Source organism: Microbacterium pygmaeum, from assembly GCF_900100885.1.
Classification (GTDB): Bacteria; Actinomycetota; Actinomycetes; order Actinomycetales; family Microbacteriaceae; genus Microbacterium; species Microbacterium pygmaeum.
This window is the reverse complement of record NZ_LT629692.1, coordinates 1,265,166-1,284,678: the sequence shown is the minus strand read 5'-3', so window position 1 is coordinate 1,284,678 and position 19,513 is coordinate 1,265,166. Positions and strand designations below refer to the sequence as shown.

The following is a 19,513-nucleotide window of genomic DNA, read 5'->3' as shown; positions in this document are numbered from 1 at the left end:
AGCCTCGCCGGGTGAGTGACGGAACGCGGTTCAGCTACGCCGGGGCGACCCTGGTTGCCGAGACCGTCGGCACGGGTCCACTCGTGTACCTCTTGATCCACGGGATCGGGATGGGGCGCACCATCTTCGGCGACCTCACCACCCACCTGACCGCCGGTGACGTCGACGGCTCCGACAGCACCGTGATCGCTGTCGACCTCCCGGGGTACGGCGAGGCACCCGAGCCGGTCCGCACGCTCACGATCGAGCGGACCGCCGACCTGATCGCCGCCTACCTCCGGCACCTGCACGCCGCGCCGGCGGTGATCGTCGGGCATTCGATGGGCACGCAGGTCGCGGTCGAGGTGGCGGCGCGGCATCCGCTCCTGGTCCGCGGGATCGTCCTGGTCGCGCCCACCGTGGACCCCCGCGAGCGGACCGCGGTGCAGCAGGTCCTGCGTCTCGCGCAGGACCTGCTCGTCGAGAGTCCGCGCGTGATCGCCGTCGGGGCGCGCGAGTACGTGCGGGCAGGCCCCAACTTCCGGGGGAAGTTCCGCGCCATGCTCGTGCACCGCCCCGAGGACACATACCCCAGGGTCGCGGCTCGCGCGCTCGTCCTGCGCGGCGAGAAGGATTACGTCGCCCGGAGTGACTGGTGCCGGTCCGTCACCGCGCGACTGCCCGAGGCGCGCCTGGTGGAGGTGCCCGGCCACGGTCACGAGACGATGATCCGCGATTCCGCTCCTGCGGCGCGCGCCATTCTGGAATTCGTCGCCGCAGGCTGACTTACGCTCCTTCGCCGCTCCCCCGCTTCGCGAGATCGGCGATCTGCTCGTCCGTGATCGCCATGCCGGAATCGGTGAACCGCTGGCGGAGCACCTCGGCGTAGCGCGCGGCCGATTCGTCACCGAGATCGGCACGGGTCTGCGCGAGGATCCCGTCGATCTGCTCGGTCGTGGTCGTCTCGTGCTGGGCCAGCAACGGACCGTCCTGCGTTCCCGTCGACGACTCCGGCGGAGGCTCGGCCGCGTTGGACGGCGTCGCGTCGGCCGGAACGTCCGATTCCGCATCGGCAGCGACGGCGTCCGGGTGCACGGCACCGCCGACGACATCATTCTCGCGAAACGCGGCCTGATCGGTCTGCGGATCCTGAGCGCCGCCCGGATCCGCGCTCTCGCTGCCCGACATCAGGCCGGGTCCTCCGCGTCGAGGTCGTCATCGGCGATCAGATCGGGGTCCGCGTCGGCTTTCGCGCCCTCGACGCCCTCCGAATTCGTGTCGGCCGTGGCATCGGCCCCATCCGGAGTCAGCGGCGGCAGCCCGGACTCGGTGAGGCCGGACGAGCCGGCGGCATCCGCGTTGCGCTCCGCGGTCTCGCCGTCGGCGACCTCTCCGCTCTCCCAGCCGCCTGCCGGGTCCGCGTTGATCGCAGCCTCGGGAAGGTATTCGTTCGTGATCATGACGTCTCCTCTCGGTACGTCAACGCTCTCCCGCGCCCGCCCGCCCGCCAAGGGGTTGACGCGATGGCGCATCGCCCCTACGGGACGGATGCCGCTACAGCGCGTCGGACGAATCGCCACGGCGGACGGCCGTGGCCGCGGTCGATGCCGCCCGATCCTTCGCCACTGCCCGACCGATCAGCTGCGCGCCGCTGGTGGTGAGCGCACGGCGCCACGGCAGCGTTCCTTCGATCTCGATCTGGATCGACATCGACAGGACGGTCCGGATGAGCACGATCACGCCGAGGATCAGCGCGTCCTCCATCGACGGCTTGGAGGTGATGGTGCGGATCAGGTCGGCGGCCACCAGGACTTCCAGGCCCAGCAGGATCGCCGAGCCGAGCGTGGTGCGAAGCACCGAGAACGCCGCCGTGCCGCCGTCACCGCGCTGCAGGGCGCGGGCGCCGAGGACCACCGCGATGATGAAGCCGATGACCATCGCGGTCGCGCCGATCGCCTCGAAGGCGACGGCGATGGAGACGAAGACGGTCTCGAAGTGCACGCGCTCAGTGTAGGGCGCGCAGTGCGACCGCTACGCCGACTGGCGGTTCTTCAGGATGCCGGCCCGCTCGGGGTGCGCGGCGAACCAGTCGGCGACGTACCAGCAGACGGGCAGCACCTGACGGTCGCCGGCGCGCTCGAGTTCGGCCACCGCCCGGTCGGTGAGCTCACCCGCGTACCCGTGACCTCGGAAGGTCGGGATCGTGTAGGCGCGGGTCATCGCGACGGTGTGTCCGTCGTCTCGGTAGTCCAGCACACTCACGAGGTCGTCGCCCTTGCGGAGGGTGTAGCGGGAGGCATCCGGTTCGTTGGTGAAGTGCAGCGTGCTCACCCGGATAGGGTACGCCTGCATACATCCTCCGGGCCCACCCGGCGGCGAGTCCCAGCGAACGCACACCACGTCCCTGTCAGCCGGTGACCGCGCTCCGATCCACCTCGAAGCGCTGCGAACGCCCGTCGGGGGCCGTGATCGTCACATCGGCGATCCCGGATCCGCCGGGGAAGACCCGAAGTTCGAGCCCGTCCAGGTAGTCGTAGTCCGGGCGGTCGCTGCGGGCGCCCCAGGGGATCACCGCGCCGGGCCGCACGTAGATCGGCAGAGTGTCGAAGCCGTGCCGCTCACGGCGCCAGGCGCCGCCCTCGACCACCTCGCCGCTGAGCAGGTGCGTCCACGGACCCGGCGGCAGGTAGAACTCGACCTCGCCGTCCGCGCTGAAGACCGGCGCGACGAGGATGTCGGATCCGAGCATGTACTGGCGGTCGAGGTAGCCCATCGCCGGGTCGCCCGGGAACTCGAGCACCATCGGGCGCATCAGCGGCACGCCCGTGCGCGTCGCCTCGATCCCGGCGGCGTAGAGGTACGGCATGAGGCGCATCTTGAGGTGCGTGAAGATGCGGGTGACCTCCACCGCTTCTTCGTCGAACATCCACGGCACACGGTACGACTGCGATCCGTGGAACCGGCTGTGGCTGCCCAGGAGCCCGAACGCCGTCCAGCGCTTGAACACCGCGGCATCCGGTGTTCCCTCGAATCCCCCGATGTCGTGGCTCCAATACGCGAACCCGCTCATCGCCAGCGACAGGCCGCCGCGCAGCGTCTCGGCCATCGAGGGGAAGGTCGAGGTGGAATCCCCGCCCCAGTGCACGGGCATGGTCTGGCCGCCGGCCGTCGCCGATCGCGCGAACAGCACCGCGTCCCCTTCGCCGCGCGCCTCGACGAGCACCTCGTGCACAGCCGCGTTGTAGAGCTGCGCATAGAGATTGTGCATCCGCGAGGGGTCGGCGCCGTCGGCCCAGACCACGTCGGTCGGGATCCGCTCGCCGAAGTCGGTCTTGAAGCAGTCCACGCCCTGATCGATCAGGGCGCGCAGCTTGCCCTGGTACCAGGCGGTCGCGTCGGGGTTGGTGAAGTCGACCAGGCCCATGCCCGCCTGCCAGAGATCCCATTGCCAGATCGAGCCGTCGGGGCGCGTCACCAGGAATCCGGATGCCGCGGCCTCGGCGAACAGCGCCGAGCGCTGCGCGATGTACGGGTTGATCCACACACAGACGCGCAGGTCGCGCTCGTGGAGCCGCGCGAGCATGCCGTCGGGGTCCGGGAACACGCGCGGATCCCACTCGAAGTCGCACCACTGGAACTCGCGCATCCAGAAGCAGTCGAAGTGGAACACCGAGACGGGCAGTTCGCGCCGCGCCATCTCGTCGATGAAACCGGTGACGGTCGCCTCGTCGTAGTCGGTCGTGAACGACGTCGACAGCCACAGGCCGTACGACCACGCCGGCACGACCGGCGGGCGACCGGTCAGCGCGGTGTAGCGCTCGAGGACGTCCTTCGGGGTGGGGCCGGCCAGCACGAAGTACTCGAGCACCTCGCCTGGAACGGAGAACTGCACCCGCTCGACCGCCTCCGAACCGATCTCGTACGAGACATGGCCGGGATCGTTCACGAGCACCCCGTAGCCGCGGCTGGAGACGTGCAACGGCACGCTCTTATAGGCCTGCTCGCTCGAGGTGCCGCCGTCGGCGTTCCAGATCTCGACGCTCTGACCGTTCTTGACCAGAGGCCCGAACCGCTCGCCGAGGCCGTAGATCAGCTCACCGACGCCGAGGTCGAGCTGCTCGTGGACGAAGGCGCGCTCGTCGGGGACACCGCTGTCGGCACGGGCGTTGCCGACGATGCCGTGGTCGGTCGCGGCGTCCGCCGCCAGGCGGACATAGCCCTGTGCGCGGGAGCCGCTGCCGGTCACGCGCTGACCGTCGACCTCGAACGACAGGGACCACGGTGCCCCAGGCGCGATGCGCGCCGTCAGCCTGCCGGTGGTCAGCTCGCCGCCCGTTTCGGTGACGGATGCCGCTGCCGCCCCACCCTCGACCGCGCCGGGGAGCGCGAACCCGCCATGCCACGGGCGACCCTCGTGGTGCGCGATCCGCACGCGGATCACACCGTTCAGGGGCGAGGAGAGCGTCACCGTGAGCACGGGGCGGTTCAGCGTGTCACCACGCCGTGTGATCACCGAGGTCGGCGCGGTGACGATCAGGCCGGGGCCGTCCGCGGTGGCATCCGTCCGCTGGATGTCGTAGGCCTCCTGGCCGTAGAGGGCGGTGACGCCGGGGCGCAGCTGCCAGAACCCGTCGGTGAACTTCATTACTTGACTGCTCCTGCCGTGATGCCCCGGGTGAGGGTGCGCTGGAAGATGAGGAAGAAGATGAGCGTGGGGATCAGGCCGAGCAGAGCCGACGCGCTGGTCGTGGTGACGTCCATCAGCCGGTCACCCTGCAGCACGCTGATCGCCACTGGCACCGTCTGGTTCGCGTTGGAGACGAGGAAGGTCAGCGGGATCAGGAACTCGTTCCACGTCCAGATGAAGAAGAAGATCAGCAGGACTGACAGCGTCGGGCGACTGATCGGGAAGATCACCCGCCAGAGGATCTGCCAGCGCGATGCCCCATCGATCGCCGCAGCCTCCAGCACTTCCTTCGGGAACGTGCCGTACACCGCTGAAAGGAGGTAGGTGCCGAACGCCGCCTGGATCACGGTGAAGATGATGATGACCGACCAGACGTTGTTGTACAGTCCGACGGCCTTGAACATGTAATAGAGCGGGTACAGCAGCGCTTCCTGCGGGAGCAGATTCGCGAGCAGGAACAGCAGCACGATCCACGATCGACCCTTGATGCGGCCGATGCCGATGGCGAATGCGTTCAGCACCGAGATGAGTACCGCCAACACGGCGACCATCCCCGAGATGAAGATCGAGTTCCAGACCTTCTCGGGGAAATTCACGCGTTCCCAGAACGTGGCGATGCCATCGAGGTAGATGCTCGTGGGCAGCGACAGCGGGCCACCGTTGGAGTAGTCGGTGGGCGACTTGAACGAGTTGACCAGAATCAGATAGAACGGCGCGATGATCAGCAGGGCGGCGACGATGACGAAGGCGAGCATGAGCCAGTCGATGCCTCGCGGGCGTGACATCCCGCCGCGAGGGCGGCTGCGCACCCTTTTCGGGGGCACGGTCGTCGGTTCGTCGAGGACGACCATTGTTGAGGCGACCATCACAGACCCGCCCTTTCTTTGCGCTCCGACGCGTTCTGGGCGCGGATGAAGAGGATCGACACGATCGCGATCACGATGGTGAGGGCGGTCGCGATGGTGGCGCCGTAGCCGACCTGCTGGGCCTGGAAGAACTCGCTGTACGCGTAGTAGGCCGGGACGATCGTCGACGTGCCCGGGCCGCCGCGCGTCAACACGTACACCGGGCCGAAGACCTTGAGCGCGGCGATCGTGCAGGTCAGGGTGACGACGTAGATCTCGGGGCGGATGATGCTCACCGTGATCGCGCGGAACCGTTGGAACCAGTTCGCACCGTCGAGTTCCGCGGCCTCGTAGAGTTCGGGGTCGACACGCTGCAGGGCGGCCATGAACACCACGACCGGATATCCGATCTGGATCCAGATCAGGACCACCATGATGCTCGCCAGCGCCGTGTCCGGGCTGCCCAGCCAATTGTGTGCGAGCGCGCCGAGTCCGATGTTCTCGAGAATCTCATTGAGCGCGCCGTCGCCCGGTCGCAGAATCCACCCGATCACGATGCCCGCGATAACGGCCGGGAGGATCTGGGGCAGGTAGTAGGTCGCACGCAAGAAGCTCGCCAGGCGGCCGCCGTACTTGCGCCCGATCACATCGAACAGGAGCGCCGCGAGGACGAGTCCGACCACGGTGGGCACGATCACCATCGCGACGATCATCCAGACACTGTTGCCGAACGACGTCCAGAACTTCGCGTCGCCCATCAGCTCGATCCAGTTGTCGAGGCCGATGAACTCCGGCGGCTTGATGCCGCGCCACTCGGTGAAGGTCAGATAGAAGTTCCAGACCAGAGGGATGACGACCACGATCGTCAGCAGCACGAGCCCCGGGATCAGGTAGAGCCAGTAGGCGGCCGAACTGCCGCGGCCGCGCTGCGGGATCAGCGGCTCTTCGGGGGGAAGTTTCGCGCGCGGCGCCTTGGCGGGTCGCACGAAGGGGACGGCGGTCATGGCCTGCTCCTGATCGATGGGGAACGAAGGCGGATGCCGGCATCCGCCGTTGCCGGGCGGCCGCAGGCGCGGCCGCCCGGCGAGGAATCAGCGGAAGTCCGCGACGTAGGACTCGTACTCGTCCCCGAGGGACTGCTGGACCTCGGCAGCCGTCTTCGTGCCGTTGACCAGCTCCTGCAGTTCTGCGACGAGGGTGTCGTAGAACGTCGGGGTCGGCCAGTCCGGGTAGAACGACAGCCCGTCCTTCTCATTCACCGCGTTGAAGGCCTCGATGAGTTCGAGGCTCTTGGCGTCGGTGATGTCTGCGGTCTCGGCGGCGACCGGAAGGCCGCCGTTGTTGCCGATGAGAGCCTGGATCTCGGGCCGCATCGTGATGTCGATGAATTCGTAGGCGAGCTCCTTGTTGGCGGCGCGCTCGGGGACGACCCAGAGGTTTCCGGAGGACCCGAGGCTCAGGTCGCTGTCCGGGAACGGGAAGATGCCGAAATCGAAGTCGGTGATCTCGTTGACGAAGCGTCCGTACCACCAACTGCCCGACACGAAGATCGGAGCGGAGCCGTTGATGAACGACACTCCTGCGTCTTCGGCCTTCACGCCCGAGACGTCCGGCGAGATGTAGCCCTTGTCGACGTAGTCCAGCAGCGTCTCGGTCGCGTAGGTGATCTCGTCGCCCTGCCAGTCGACCGGGTTCTCGTACAGCTGGTAGTCGTTCACGAACTGCCGGTCGGCCTGGCTCAGTGCGAGCTGATACCAGAGCTGACCCAGCGGGTATTCCAGCCCTGCCTCGGCGAGGGGCGTGACCCCCTGCGCGGCGAACGCGTCGAGGGCGGCGGTGAACTCCTCGTAGGTGGTCGGGATCTCGATGCCCGCCGCAGCGAACGCATCCTTGTTGTAGTACACCGTCACGAACTCGCCGTAGTTCGGGATGCCGTACCAGGCGCCCGAGCCCATCACCCCGTCTTCGCTGTACTTCGCGGTGGTCTGCAGCGCAGGGGCGAGCTTGTCGTCCCACCCGTACTCGTCGACGGCGTCGCTGATGTCCGCCAGGAGTCCCTGGCTGGCCAGCAGCCCCGCGGTGGCGTTGCCCTTGTTGAACTCCATCAGATCGGGTGCCTCGTCGGAGTTGAGCACCTGGCTGGCTGTCGAACGGATCTGTTCGAAGCTCTTCTCCTCGAACTCGACGGTCGCGCCGGTCTCCTCTTCGAAGACCTTGATCGCCTCGGCCCAGGCGATGCCCATCGCGCTGTCGGCGCCCTCGTAGTGCCAGAGCTTGAGGGTGTCGGATGAGCTCGCGTCGTCGCCGCTCCCGCCTGCGCAGCCGGCGAGGGCGAGCCCGGCGACCGTGATCCCGGCAACCGCCGCGCTGAGGCGCATGAACTTCCTGCTGTGGTGCTGTGCCATCATCGGCACTCCTTTCTGAGGTGTCCCGGCGGACGGGACAGGGGTGGTGGTGGTGCGGATGCCCGCCTGTCGATGTTGTCGAAGCGCTTCGACAGCGGACGTGGGAAGATAGGGATGAAGGCGTGCATCAGTCGGTTCGCTCGCCTGATGTCGGCCTGACGGGACCGACGGAGCCCCGCGAGTGGTACTGCGGCTCGATGAGGTGCACCCGGGGCTTCGGAGGGTCGTCCTCGAGCGCACGCAGGGCGAGATCCACGGCGAGATCGCACGAGCGCTGCGGCACGAGAGGGATGTCATCGACTGCGATCGCCAGCGCGGACGCATCGAAACTCGAAGCGACCGAGATGAGGGACACATCTGCCGGAATCGACAGACCACGAGCTGTCACCTCCGCGAGCACTGCAGCAGTCGCCTCTTCCGAGGCATGGACGAGGAATCCGGTCACCCCGGCATCGATCATCTCTGCGATCCCTCGGCGAGTGGTCGCGGCATCGGGCCGGTTCGATCCGGTCGAACGGAAGTGCGCGTCGAGACCGAGTTCGCGAGCGGCTGCGTCGAAGCCTCGGCGTACTCGCGGCGGGAAGTTCGAGTTCTCGTAGGCGATCGCAGGCTGGCCGACCAGCCCCACGACGCGATGCTGCGCATCGGCGAGACGGCGGACCGCAAGCGTGGCCGCCCGCTCGAAGTCGAGGTCGACGCAGGTGAGACCCGCATGGTCATCGGGCACCCCGATGAAGACGGTCGGGATGGCGATTCGCCGGGCGAGCGCGACGCGCTCATCGTCCGGCGCCACGTCCAGGACGAGCACTCCGTCGACGAGCCCGCTCGAGGCGACACGGCGCATCCCGCTGGATGCCTCCTCTTCGGTGAGGAGCAGGATGTCGTAGTCGTTGCGGCGCGCAGCGATGGAGGCTGCGAGCACGAATGACATGTGCGTCGGTGCGTGCGTATCTGGACGGAACGGCTCCGTCAGCGCGAAGATGCTCGTCCGGCTGCCCGCCAGCATGCGTGCGCCGGCGTTCGGTCGGTAGTCGAGCTCCCGAACCGCCGCGTCGATGCGCGCGCGAGTGTCTGCCGAGATCGGGCGCTTGCCGCTGAGCGCGTACGACACGGTGCTGATGGACACCCCGGCGGCCTTGGCCACCTCGTCGATCTTCGCCATGCGGACTCCGTCGTCAGACTGAATGTACTGTCGAAGCGCTTCGCGGAACCGCTTCGACGACGACACTAAACACATTCGGTCCCGAACGCAAGCAATTTGTGGTGAGGTCCAACTTATGAAGCGCCTCGCTGACATCGACGGACCTTCGCCGGATTGAGCAATCTGCAACATTTCGTCATCGCCGGGGCGCAGCATGCGTGCGATTTGACGCATTGCGACACGATCGGCAATAATCAGCCTCATGACTGACAACGCACGCTCTCTGTCCGCCCTGGAGGCGAACGGGACTGCCGGCATGATGATGGCCGGTCGCGTCGTCATGCCCTGTCGAATGTGTCGCTGACACGGTGACCCCCGCCGGATTCGTGCGCAGCTTCTGAAACGCCGCGAGAATCCCCGAACGCCAGGTTCGTGCGTCGATCACGCACTCCCGCAACGTTCGCACCCAGGTCCGCAGTCGGACCGCCACGCAGCACACACCGAACCCGCTTCCGGCCATGAGCCCGGGTTCCTCCCGCAAGGATCCATCATGTCGAACACCGCGCTTCTGAATCGTCCCGCCCAGGCCACCGCCGCTGCGCGTCACCTGAGCGCCGTGCCTGCCATCCCGGCGGTCGCCGAACCCGCCCCTGCCGAACAGCCGGGCGCCCGGCACCTGCCGGCCGGCACCGCCCCGCGCGGGTTCGCCCTCTACGTCGGCATCGACGAGGCGAAGGTCGCCGCCTCCGGTGTGACCCTCGGCGTGCTGGTGGACGCCCTGCGTCGCACGCTCGCCGATCTCGCTCCCGAAGCCGAGACCTACGCGACCGTGGCGCTGGCTCCGGTCGGCTCGGGCGGTCGCGACGTCGACGTCGTGCGCCTCGCGCTGCACGAGCCCTCGGCCGTCGCCCGCACCAAGCAGGACGAGCCCGAGAACGAGGACCGCGCGCCCGGCGGCGTCGTGGTCGACATCTCTCGCAAGCGCGTCCTGATCGACGGCGAGTCGGCGGCGTTCACCTTCAAGGAGTTCGAGCTGCTGCAGTACCTGGTGCTGCGCGAGGGCCGCACGATCGAGCGCGCCGAACTGGTCTCGTCGCTGTGGAACGGCGCCACCGAAGAGGAATCGCCGGGCGAGCGCACGATCGATGTGCACGTGCGGCGCCTGCGCGCCAAGCTCGGCCGCTACGAGGACATCGTCCGCACGGTGCGCGGCGTCGGCTACCGGTTCGACCGGCACGCCGACGTGTCGATCCGCTACGGCCACGGCACGCCTTCCCCCGACCGCTTCTGAGCGGGACCCCGTTCACAACTCAGGAGTTCCTGCAGTCGTCGTGGGATACCGCCGTCGGATCGACCGCTTTTCCTGAGTTGCGCACCCGGGCATCGCCGACCCCGCAGGGCCGATGTCGGACCCCGCCGCGTAGGGTTGTCGCATGACGATCGCGGAGGTCCAGCCGGCGCTGCACCGCGATTCCGCGAGGCCGCTGGAGACCGAGTACCGGCCGCGACACCCCCTCGATTTCCGCCGCACCGTCCTGTACCAGCGGCACGGCGGCGGTGACCCCACGATGGTTACCGCCGGATCCGTGATCTGGCGCGCGAGCCGCACTCCGGCAGGCGTTGCGACGCTCGCGCTGCGCGAGGTCTCGCGCGGTGTGATCCGCGGCGCCGCATGGGGACCCGGCGCCGGCTGGGCGCTCGCGCAGCTGCCCGCCCTCTGCGGGGCGCTGGATGATCCGGAAGGGTTCGACGCCAGCCGGCATCCGCTCATCGCCGCCTCGCACCACCGCAATCCCGGCGTGCGGATCGGCCGCACCGACCTGTTCTTCGAGTCGCTGGCCAGCGCGATCATCGAGCAGAAGGTGACCGGCATGCAGGCGTTCGCCGCCTGGCGGCGGATCGTCACCTGGCACGGCGAACGGGCGCCCGGCCCGACGCCGCGACCGATGTACGCGCCCCCGAGCATCGATGGCTGGCGGCGCGTGCCGTCCTGGTCGTGGCATCGCGCCGGCCTCGAGCCCCCGCAAGCCCGGACCATCGTCGAGACCGCGCGGCGAGGCGAGGCGATCGGCCGCGTGTTCATGTCCGCGCCGGACGGCGAGGCGCGCGACCGCGTGCTGATCAGCCAGCGGGGCATCGGCGCATGGACCTCGGCCGAGACGCGCATCCGTGCGCTGGGCGATCCCGACGCGGTGAGCGTCGGCGACTTCCATCTGGCGCACGAGGTCGGTTATGCGCTCACCGGCACGCGCGTGGACGACGACGGGATGCTGGAGCTCCTCGCCCCCTGGGCGGGTCAGCGGCAACGGGTCATCCGGCTCATGGAGGCCAGCGGCGTGCGCGAGCCTCGCCGCGCGCCGCGGCTGCACCCCGAAGACCACCGCGACCGCTGAGAAACCCGGGCGCCGCGCGCTGCGGCTCTATGCTGAGACCATGACTGACGAGCGCCGCACCGGCTTCCCCAGGGGCCGTCTGGGCTGGATCTTCGGCACGATCCTTCTCTTCGCCGGCGGGGCGCTGTTCGGCGCGATCTGGGGCAGCCTGTGGCTCGGCCTGGTGATCGCGGCCGCGCTGTCGATCGGGTGGTTGATCGCGTACGAATCGTGGCGCGGCCGCACCGGCGACCTCGAAGACCCCGACGACAACGGCGCCCAGCTGTAACCGCGCCCTCACGCCCAGAGCGTCAGCTTCTGCGGGTTGCGCATGATCCACACGTCCGCGATCCGTCCACCGCGGACGTCGAGGGTGATCACACTGTGGGCGGCTCCGTCGAGCGTGACGACGAAGCCCAGCCCGTCCGGGGTGATGGTCGGCGCGACCTGGGCGGCGGGCGCCAGCCGAGGAACGCCGAGCAGGAACCGCGCGACCCGGTCCGCGCCGGACACCGGACGGCGGGCGGCGGAGACGAACCCGCCCCCATCGCTGTGGAGCACGACGTCGGGATCGAGCACCGCGATCAGCGCCTGCAGATCGCCGTGGGCGCAGGCGTTCGCGAACGCCTGCGCGAGAGCATCGTGGGTCTCGCGGGATGCTGCGCCCGCCCGCCGCTCGCGGATGTGCCTGCGCGCCTGTGAGGCGAGCTGGCGGCACGCGTCCGGCGTGCGGCCGACGGTCTCAGCGATCTCGGCGAACGGCATCCCGAAGACGTCGTGCAGCACGAAGGCGACGCGCTCAGCGGGGGTCAGCGACTCGAGGACGACGAGGAGCGCCGTGCTGATCGTGTCGTCGAGCGTCACCCGCGCGAGCGGGTCGGTCGTCGCGGATGCCGCGAGCTCCGACGATCCCGGGAGCGGTTCGGGCAGCCACTCCCCGACGTAGCGCTCGCGCCGAGCCCGCGCCGAGCCGAGCATGTCCAGGCAGATGCGACCTGCCACCCGCATGAGCCAGGCGCCCGGGTTGTCGATCGCCTCCCGCTCGGCGTCGGTGAGGCGATACCAGCGGACGTAGGTCTCCTGCACGGCATCCTCGGCGTCGGCGACGGTGCCCAGCATCCGGTAGGCGAGCCCCATCAGCTGGCGCCGCTCGCCCTCGAGCACCTCGATGCCGTCCGTCACGTCAGCCCTCCCCGATTCGCCTCGCTCTGCACTGTACGACGACGCGGCATCCCGGATCGTGAGCGTGCCGCCTCACATTCCGGGCGGCCGCATCGTCGGATCGGTGTGAGCATGACGATACGACGAGTGATCCTCTGGCTGACTGCCGCGATCGGCGCCTTCGTGGGCGTCTGGGCGGCCGGCTTCCCGCAGTCCTTCTATGACTCCTTCCCGGGCTTCGGGTTCGTCTGGATATCGGTGGACGGCCCGTTCAACGAACATCTGATCCGCGACGTCGGCTCGCTCTACCTCGCCCTGGCAGCGGCGAGCGCGGCCGCGACGTTCTCCCGGACGCCCGATGCCGGACGCGTCGTCGGCGTCGCCTGGGCGGTTCTCGGCATCCCCCATTTCGCTTACCATGCCGCCCACTTCGCGCACATGGCCCCCGCCGATGTCATCGGCAACGTCGTCAGCCTCGGAGCGAGTCTGCTCCTGGGGATCGTGCTGATCCTGCCGGGACCCAGCTCGATGTCCTCGCAACCGGAATCGCAGGAGAAGGAGCGTGTCCGATGAAGATCGCAGTGGCCGGAGGAACCGGGCAGGTCGGTGCGCACGTCGTGGACGTCGCCCGCGAACGCGGGCACCAGGTCGTCGTGCTCACCCGTGGCCGGGGCGTCGACCTCGTCGCCGGACAAGGCGTGGCGAACGCCCTGACCGGTGTGGACGCGGTGATCGATGTCACCAGTGTCAGCACGCTGGACGGCGAGGAGTCGACGGCGTTCTTCGAGGCCGTGACCCGCACACTGCTCGACGCGGAGCTCGCCGCGGGCACCGGGCACCATCTCGCGCTGTCCATCGTCGGGATCGACCGTGCACCCGAGGGCTACTACGCCGGGAAGGTCGCGCAGGAGCGGCTCGTCGAGGCGGGCGACGTGCCCTGGACGATCCTGCGCGCGACCCAGTTCCACGAGTTCGCGGCGCAGATCTACGACCGCGCGACCGTCGGTCCGTTCCACATCGCCCCGCGCATGCGCACGCAGCCGATCGCCGCCCGTGAGGTCGCCGAGCACCTCGTCGGCCTGGCCGAGGACGGGCCGGGCGGCCGCGTCCCGGAGCTGGCCGGGCCTCGCGAGGAGAGCCTGGTCGCGATGGTGCGCGGCTACGCGCGCGCTCGGGGATCCCGCGCCTGGATCCCCGGCATCCCGCTTCCCGGTGCCGGCGGTCGCGCACAGCGCGACGGATCGCTCCTGCCCGGACCCGGGGCGATGCTCGGGAGCCAGACGTTCGCCGAGTGGCTCGCCGCCGGGATCGCTCCCCCGTCGCGAGGCGGCGCTGCGGGCGGCGGCGAGGCCGGTTAGCGACGGCGGAGCAGTCCTGCGGCTACATCTCCTCGTGCGTGTTCGGGTCGCCGTCGAAGAGACGCCCGCGCTCGAGCGCCGAGATGGCATCGACCTGCTCGGGCGTGAGCGAGAAGCCGAAGACGCCGGCGTTCTCGCGCTGACGATCGGCGTCAGCGGACTTCGGGATCGGCGTGCTGCCGAGTTCGATGTGCCAGCGCAGCACCACCTGCGACGGCGTGACGTCGTGGATGACGGCCAGCTCCCGCAGCACCTGCTCGGTGAGCAGTTCGCTGCGCTTGGCCAGCGGGCTCCAGCTCTCGGTGCGGATGCCGTGCTCGGCGTGGAAGGCGCGCATCGCGGCCTGCGGGAAGTACGGGTGCAGCTCGATCTGGTTGACCGCCGGGACGACGCCGGTCTCGGCGATCAGACGGGTGAGCATCGCCTCGGTGAAGTTCGAGACGCCGATCGAGCGGATCTTCCCCTGCTCCCGCAGGTCGATCATGGCCCGCCAGCTGTCGACGTACCTGTCGACGCTGGGGTTGGGCCAGTGGATCAGCGACAGGTCGATGCGATCCAGACCGAGCACCGACAGCGAGCCGTTCGTGCTCTCGATCGCCTCGTCGTACCCATGGTTGCGGCCCGGGATCTTCGTCGTGACGAGCAGGTCGTCGCGATCGGCCGACGTGCGCCGGACGGCCTCGCCGATCTCGCGCTCGTTCTCGTAGTTGACCGCGGTGTCAACAAGCCGGTAGCCGGACTCGATCGCAGCGTCGACGGACGCGATGCCGTCTTCGCCGCGGAGGCCGTACGTGCCGAGTCCGAGTTCGGGGAACCAGGTCCCGTCGTTGAGGGTGACGGTGGGGATGGGGGGATGGATGCTGGCCATGCATCCATCCTCGCCCACCGCCGCTATCGCGGGCTGCGGATCGTGACCGAGCCCGCCGAGACCGAGACGTCGACCGAGTTGCGGGCACCCATCTCGGTGCTCAGTCCGTTGTCGAATTCGCCTGCCGACACGTCGGAGCGCACGTCGTACACGCCCGAGGGCAGGGTCAGGTCCAACCCGCCCGCGCTCACCTCCACCACGACGGTCCGCGGCGCATCGCCGGTGAGCCGCGAGTCGACCGATCCTGCGCTCACCTGGAACTGCGCCTCCTCGACGTCGGCGAGGTCGATGTCGGCATCGCCGGCGCTCAGGTCCGCCGAGAGCGTTCGAGCGGATCCGCTCACGGTCAGCGACCCCGCGCCGATCTCGATCTCCAGCTCGCCGAAGTCGCCGTCGACGGACAGATCGCCGGCAGACAGGCCGAGCGAGGCATCCAGCCCCGGTCCGCGCAGCGACTCCGGCAGCGTGAGGGTGGCGCGGCTGTCATCGCCCCACGACCAGCGCCAGTCGAACCAGGAGTCCTCCGGCGAAGAGACGTTCAGCTCATCGCCGTCGCGCTCGAGCGTCCAGTCGCTCGCGCCGCGACCGCTCGTGACCTCAAGTGTCGCCTCGGTGACATCGGCGAACTCGATTCGCACGGAGGATCCGCCCACCTCGACGTCCAGGTCGCGGACACCCGACGCGTCGACGGATCTGCTCTCGGTGCGCACTGCCGCCGTGGCGACGGTCGAGAACACCGCCGTCAGGATCGTGCCCAGCACGATCGCCGCGCCGAGGGCGATCGTGAGGATCGCGATCACCCTCGAGGCCGAACGCGTCTGCCGCGGAGGTTCGCCTGCAGGACCGCCCGCGGGCTGCGCCATCGGCGGAACGGGCGGGGGCGGCGGGGTCTGCGCGCCCGGGGGCATCATCGTCGTGCTCATGTCAGGCTCCTGTCTGCGGCCGGTCGCCGCCGTATTCGAGGTGGACCAGGGTGGCGAGCACCCGGCGGTTGCCGGACTCGTCCTGCTCGAGATCGAGCTTCTGGAAGATCGTGGTGATGTACTTCTCGACGCTTCCCTCGGAGACGAAGAGGGCTGCGGCGATGGCCTGGTTCGACTTGCCTTCCGCGATGAGCGAGAGGACGGATGCCTCCCGGTCGCTGAGCCGCTGCATCCGGTCATCTCTGGGCCGGCGGCTGAGGAGCTGGGCGACCACCTCGGGGTCGAGCACGGTGGCACCCTGGCCGATCCGCTCGATCGCCGCGAGGAAGTCCGTCACGTCGGCGACCCGATCCTTGAGCAGGTAGCCGATCGCGCCGCCTTCGCCGGTGATGAGCTCGGTCGCGTAGCGCTCCTCGACGTACTGCGAGAGCACGAGCACGGGCAGCACGGGGTGTGCGCGGCGCAGGCGCAGCGCCGCACGGATCCCTTCGTCGGTGAAGGTGGGCGGCAGGCGCACGTCCAGGATGCACAGGTCGGGTGCTGTCGCCTCGACGGTGTCGTCGAGGGCCGTGGCATCCGGCAGTGCGGCGGTGATCTCGTGTCCGGCGTCTTCCAGCAGACGCACCAGGCCGGCGCGCAGCAGGACGGAGTCCTCGCAGATCAGGATGCGCACGGGACGCTCACCTCCAGCGAGGTGGGTCCGCCCTGCGGGCTGTCCAGGCGGACTGTCCCGCCTGCGGCCAGCACGCGGTTGGTGATGCCGTCCAGGCCTCCGCCCGCGATCACCCGGGCCCCGCCGATGCCGTCGTCTTCGACGCGGGCCCAGAGTGCGCCGTCCTCGCGTCGGCGGACGAGCACGCGGCATCCGGTCGCTCTGGAGTGCTTCGCCGCGTTGGTCAGCGACTCCGCGATCGCGAAGTACACGGCCGCTTCGGCGTTGCGATCGCACCGCGTGTCCAGGCGCACGTCCAGGTGCACGGGGATGTGCGAGCGGCCGGCGAGCGCCGAGAGAGCGGCGTCCAGTCCGCGGTCATCGAGCACCGACGCGTGAATGCCCCGGGCCAGCTGGCGCAGCTCGGTGATCGCCGCCTTCGTGGAGGTGTGCGCTTCGGCGAGAAGCTCCTTGGCGGCGGCCGGGTCGTCGTCGATCTTCTGCTGTGCCAGGCCCAGCGTCATGCCGACCGAGACGAGCCGCGGCTGGACGCCGTCATGGAGGTCGCGTTCGATGCGCGTGCGCTCGACCTCGGAGGCGCGGATGGCGCCGGCGCGGCGCACGTCGGACGTGCGCGCCTGCTCGGCGTACTGCGCCTCGCGGGTCGGAACGAGGAGTGCGCGGGTGATCACACCGTGCAGGATCGCGAGACCGACGATCGCCGCCAGTGCGACGATGGCGGCCAGGAGTCCGACGACAACGGCCCAGCCGACCGGGACGGCGATGCCGGTCACCCCGAGCGGGAGAGGCCCGGCGCCGGCGAACAGGGGGGCGAAGACCAGCACGATGCCGGAGGCGAACACCGAGATCAGCGGAAGCACGACCATGCCGAGGATCGTCGCGATGGCGATGCTGGCGACCGCTCGCCACATCGAGGGGTCGATGAACTGGTGCCAGATGACCCGGAGGAATCCGCCGAAACCGGGCGTCGTGCGGGTGCGCGGCCGCAGGCCTGGAAGCCCGAGGGCGTAGAGGCCGTCCACGCGGGCGGTCTCGAGCCAGGCCAGCCCGTAGAGGGCGTACACGAAGCCGAGGAGGAGGATGAGCCCGATGCCCAGGACCGGCAGCAGTCCGACCCCGACGCCGAGCAGCGTGATCAGGATCGTGAACGCGATCGGCCCGACCACGCCGAGCGCGGCCAGCTGCGCGGCCGCACCGGCGACGATCAGGGGACGGGGAAGGGCCGAGGAGGATGGCACGGCCGCCACGGCGGTCGTCGGCGTCGCAGTCTGGGAGGTCATGCTCCCACGCTACGGTCGCGTCTCGCGCGCCGCCCCCCGGTCGTCCCGAAGGATCGATTCGGGTTAACCCCCGCTCAGTCCTCGATGCGGCGCAGGCGCACCGCCATGAACTGACGAGCAGGGAGGTCGACCCGCACCGTGTCGGCGTACGTGCCGGGAAGCGTATCGACGGTCATGTTCCAGGTGTCGATCACGTCGACCTCGAACGTGCCGCCCGCCGGCAGCACCACGTTGCGGAACCGCGGCCGGTTGAACCCGAAGTACGCGATCAGATGCTCGCCGGCTACACCGCCCCACGGCACGTCCCAGTCCGAAGGAAGCGGGTCCAGGACGCCGTCGGGCGCCTCGGCGAGGATCTGCTCGAGGAACCCGATCCGGTCGGGAGATGTCCCCTCGAGCACGCCGCCCTTGGACCACCAGAGCTCCTCTCGCTCGTTGAGATAGGTCTCTCCGTGGCCGACGTAGCCGCCGCGCACGGCCCCCTCCCAGAACCGCCGGGTGAGCTCCTCGCCCGTGACGTTGCCCCAGCCCTGATCGATGTCGCCCTCATACGCGCACTCGTCGATCACGATCGGCTTGCCCCACCGCTCACGCCACTCGTCGGTGTTCTCCGCGGTGCGGTAGACGTCCACGCGCTGCACGCTGCAATGGGTGATCCAGGGACGCGTGTAGTCGTAGAACGGACGGCAGTTGTGGATCGAGTTGAGGTGTCCGTGCGGATCCTCCGCACCGACGACCGCGGCCAGGCGCTCCCAGTCCGCCTCGTCCTTCGCCCACAGCAGGTCGTACTCGTTGGCCATCGACCACCAGACGTTCGCGTAGGCGGACAGTCGCCGCACGACATACCGCAGGTAGCGCTCGTCGACGGCCGGACCGAGGTCGGCGAACCCCCACCGGTCGTAGGCGTGGAAAAGGATCAGGTCGGCCTCGATGCCGAGGTCGCCGAGCTGTGCGATCCGCGTCTCGAGGTTGCGGAAGTGCGCGGCATCGAACCGCTCCAGATCGAAGCCGTCCGCCAGCGAGCCTGGGAACGGGAAGTCGGCCGGCTCGTTCGCGTTGTAGAGGTACGACTTCGGGAAGACGCACATCCGCATCTTCGTGAACGGGCTCTCGGCGAGCGTCCGCAGCGTGCGCTCCTGCAGGTCGGCCGGCTGGTGCGTCCACGCGTACGCGGTCGTCCCGAGAGGGCGATGCCGCGTGCCGTCCGCATGCCGGAAATGGAATCCGTCCACGCGCACCGGTCCGTGGTCGCCCTCCCGCGCAGCGACGACCTCCACCGTCCCCGAGATCCCGTGCAGCGATCGCGCGGTGGAGCGCGTGGTGAACGACCACTCCCCCTCTTCTTCGGCAAGCAGCCGCAGCAGGTACACGCCCCCGTCGTCGTAGAAGCCGCCGACGCGCACCTCGCGATCGCCGAGCGTGAACACCGCGTCCAACTCGACGTCCACGAAAGGGTTGCCGTGGCTCGGGCCGTCCAACCGCACCTCGACGACACCCCATCGGGGCGTCGGCTCGGGGAGGGTGAGTCGAGCGGACGCCTCGGCCACGTCGTCGGTCTCGTAGGCGGGGTCGGGGTCGATCGCCGGCGCGTAGGGCGGACGCTCGAGGTCGTCGCCGACCTCCGCGAGCTCCGCCCACAACTGCTCGCGGGCTGACGCGTCCTCGAGCGCGGGCACCAGGGCGATCAGTGATCCCAAGCGGCCCTCGCGGAACTGCGTGGCCATCGGGGAGGCGGCGATGCCGGGCATCAGGCGTTCCAGGATTGCCCGCGCTCCGGGATTGTCGAGAGCCTCGCCGAAGGTGGAGCGACGGTCGAACATG

General features: G+C 69.3%; 21 protein-coding genes. 6 read left to right on the top strand and 15 right to left on the bottom strand.

Going from position 1 to position 19,513, the window contains the following annotated elements; translation table 11 throughout:
* Positions 1 to 11 precede the first annotated feature (11 nt).
* A complete protein-coding gene (locus BLT19_RS05905; protein WP_231917813.1) occupies positions 12 to 764 on the top strand; it encodes an alpha/beta fold hydrolase in 753 nt (250 codons plus the stop codon).
* Position 765: 1 nt separating this feature from the next.
* Here the strand turns inward: BLT19_RS05905 and BLT19_RS05900 are convergent, their stop codons facing one another.
* From BLT19_RS05900 to BLT19_RS05860, 9 genes are all read right to left on the bottom strand, one after another.
* Positions 766 to 1,167, bottom strand: coding sequence for a hypothetical protein (locus BLT19_RS05900; protein ID WP_091487632.1), 402 nt, complete (start codon positions 1,165 to 1,167; stop codon positions 766 to 768).
* Positions 1,167 to 1,439, bottom strand: coding sequence for a hypothetical protein (locus tag BLT19_RS05895; RefSeq protein ID WP_091487629.1), 273 nt, complete (start codon positions 1,437 to 1,439; stop codon positions 1,167 to 1,169). The genes BLT19_RS05900 and BLT19_RS05895 overlap by 1 nt, the downstream gene beginning before the upstream one ends.
* A gap of 94 nt (positions 1,440 to 1,533) precedes the next feature.
* Positions 1,534 to 1,980, bottom strand: a complete 447-nt coding sequence (locus tag BLT19_RS05890; protein WP_091487627.1) for a DUF1622 domain-containing protein — start codon at positions 1,978 to 1,980, stop codon at positions 1,534 to 1,536.
* Between the two features lie 30 nt (positions 1,981 to 2,010).
* Entirely contained in the window at positions 2,011 to 2,331 is a 321-nt protein-coding gene (locus tag BLT19_RS05885; protein WP_091487624.1) for a GNAT family N-acetyltransferase, read from the bottom strand.
* A gap of 55 nt (positions 2,332 to 2,386) precedes the next feature.
* On the bottom strand, positions 2,387 to 4,624 hold the full coding sequence (gene yicI / locus BLT19_RS05880) for an alpha-xylosidase (protein ID WP_091487622.1): 2,238 nt from the start codon (positions 4,622 to 4,624) through the stop codon (positions 2,387 to 2,389).
* Entirely contained in the window at positions 4,624 to 5,517 is an 894-nt protein-coding gene (locus BLT19_RS05875) for a carbohydrate ABC transporter permease (protein ID WP_407939829.1), read from the bottom strand. Before BLT19_RS05875 ends, yicI begins: the two co-directional genes overlap by 1 nt.
* Positions 5,518 to 5,531: 14 nt before the next feature.
* Positions 5,532 to 6,515 (bottom strand): carbohydrate ABC transporter permease, encoded by a 984-nt coding sequence (locus BLT19_RS05870; protein ID WP_091487617.1) that lies wholly within the window; start codon positions 6,513 to 6,515, stop codon positions 5,532 to 5,534.
* Between the two features lie 87 nt (positions 6,516 to 6,602).
* Positions 6,603 to 7,919: an ABC transporter substrate-binding protein gene (locus BLT19_RS05865; protein ID WP_407939816.1), complete on the bottom strand. Its 1,317-nt coding sequence runs from the start codon at positions 7,917 to 7,919 to the stop codon at positions 6,603 to 6,605.
* 124 nt (positions 7,920 to 8,043) lie between these two features.
* A complete protein-coding gene (locus BLT19_RS05860; protein WP_091487615.1) occupies positions 8,044 to 9,078 on the bottom strand; it encodes a LacI family DNA-binding transcriptional regulator in 1,035 nt (344 codons plus the stop codon).
* Between the two features lie 529 nt (positions 9,079 to 9,607).
* On the opposite strand from BLT19_RS05860, the gene BLT19_RS05855 reads away from it, so the two are divergent.
* From BLT19_RS05855 to BLT19_RS05845, 3 genes are all read left to right on the top strand, one after another.
* On the top strand, positions 9,608 to 10,348 hold the full coding sequence (locus tag BLT19_RS05855; protein WP_091487613.1) for a winged helix-turn-helix domain-containing protein: 741 nt from the start codon (positions 9,608 to 9,610) through the stop codon (positions 10,346 to 10,348).
* Positions 10,349 to 10,490: 142 nt separating this feature from the next.
* Positions 10,491 to 11,450, top strand: coding sequence for a DNA-3-methyladenine glycosylase family protein (locus BLT19_RS05850; protein WP_091487611.1), 960 nt, complete (start codon positions 10,491 to 10,493; stop codon positions 11,448 to 11,450).
* Between the two features lie 40 nt (positions 11,451 to 11,490).
* On the top strand, positions 11,491 to 11,718 hold the full coding sequence (locus BLT19_RS05845; RefSeq protein ID WP_091487608.1) for a hypothetical protein: 228 nt from the start codon (positions 11,491 to 11,493) through the stop codon (positions 11,716 to 11,718).
* An 8-nt stretch (positions 11,719 to 11,726) separates the two neighbouring features.
* Here the strand turns inward: BLT19_RS05845 and sigJ are convergent, their stop codons facing one another.
* Positions 11,727 to 12,611: an RNA polymerase sigma factor SigJ gene (sigJ, locus tag BLT19_RS05840; protein WP_269457426.1), complete on the bottom strand. Its 885-nt coding sequence runs from the start codon at positions 12,609 to 12,611 to the stop codon at positions 11,727 to 11,729.
* A 111-nt stretch (positions 12,612 to 12,722) separates the two neighbouring features.
* On the opposite strand from sigJ, the gene BLT19_RS05835 reads away from it, so the two are divergent.
* Both BLT19_RS05835 and BLT19_RS05830 read left to right on the top strand, forming a co-directional pair.
* Complete coding sequence (locus tag BLT19_RS05835; protein WP_091487606.1) at positions 12,723 to 13,163, top strand: hypothetical protein; 441 nt, start codon at positions 12,723 to 12,725, stop codon at positions 13,161 to 13,163.
* Positions 13,160 to 13,948, top strand: a complete 789-nt coding sequence (locus tag BLT19_RS05830) for an SDR family oxidoreductase (RefSeq protein WP_091487604.1) — start codon at positions 13,160 to 13,162, stop codon at positions 13,946 to 13,948. The genes BLT19_RS05835 and BLT19_RS05830 overlap by 4 nt, the downstream gene beginning before the upstream one ends.
* A 22-nt stretch (positions 13,949 to 13,970) precedes the next feature.
* On the opposite strand, the gene BLT19_RS05825 is transcribed toward BLT19_RS05830, so the two are convergent.
* The 5 genes from BLT19_RS05825 to BLT19_RS05805 form a co-directional block, all read right to left on the bottom strand.
* Positions 13,971 to 14,816, bottom strand: a complete 846-nt coding sequence (locus tag BLT19_RS05825; RefSeq protein ID WP_091487601.1) for an aldo/keto reductase — start codon at positions 14,814 to 14,816, stop codon at positions 13,971 to 13,973.
* Between the two features lie 23 nt (positions 14,817 to 14,839).
* Complete coding sequence (locus BLT19_RS05820) at positions 14,840 to 15,739, bottom strand: DUF4097 family beta strand repeat-containing protein (protein WP_091487598.1); 900 nt, start codon at positions 15,737 to 15,739, stop codon at positions 14,840 to 14,842.
* Between the two features lies 1 nt (position 15,740).
* Positions 15,741 to 16,412 carry a response regulator gene (locus tag BLT19_RS05815; RefSeq protein WP_091487595.1) on the bottom strand — a complete coding sequence of 224 codons (672 nt, stop codon included), beginning with the start codon at positions 16,410 to 16,412 and terminating at the stop codon, positions 15,741 to 15,743.
* Entirely contained in the window at positions 16,400 to 17,692 is a 1,293-nt protein-coding gene (locus BLT19_RS05810; protein WP_091487593.1) for a sensor histidine kinase, read from the bottom strand. The genes BLT19_RS05815 and BLT19_RS05810 overlap by 13 nt, the downstream gene beginning before the upstream one ends.
* Before the next feature lie 74 nt (positions 17,693 to 17,766).
* Positions 17,767 to 19,512 (bottom strand): DUF5605 domain-containing protein, encoded by a 1,746-nt coding sequence (locus BLT19_RS05805; RefSeq protein WP_091487590.1) that lies wholly within the window; start codon positions 19,510 to 19,512, stop codon positions 17,767 to 17,769.
* Position 19,513 lies beyond the last annotated feature (1 nt).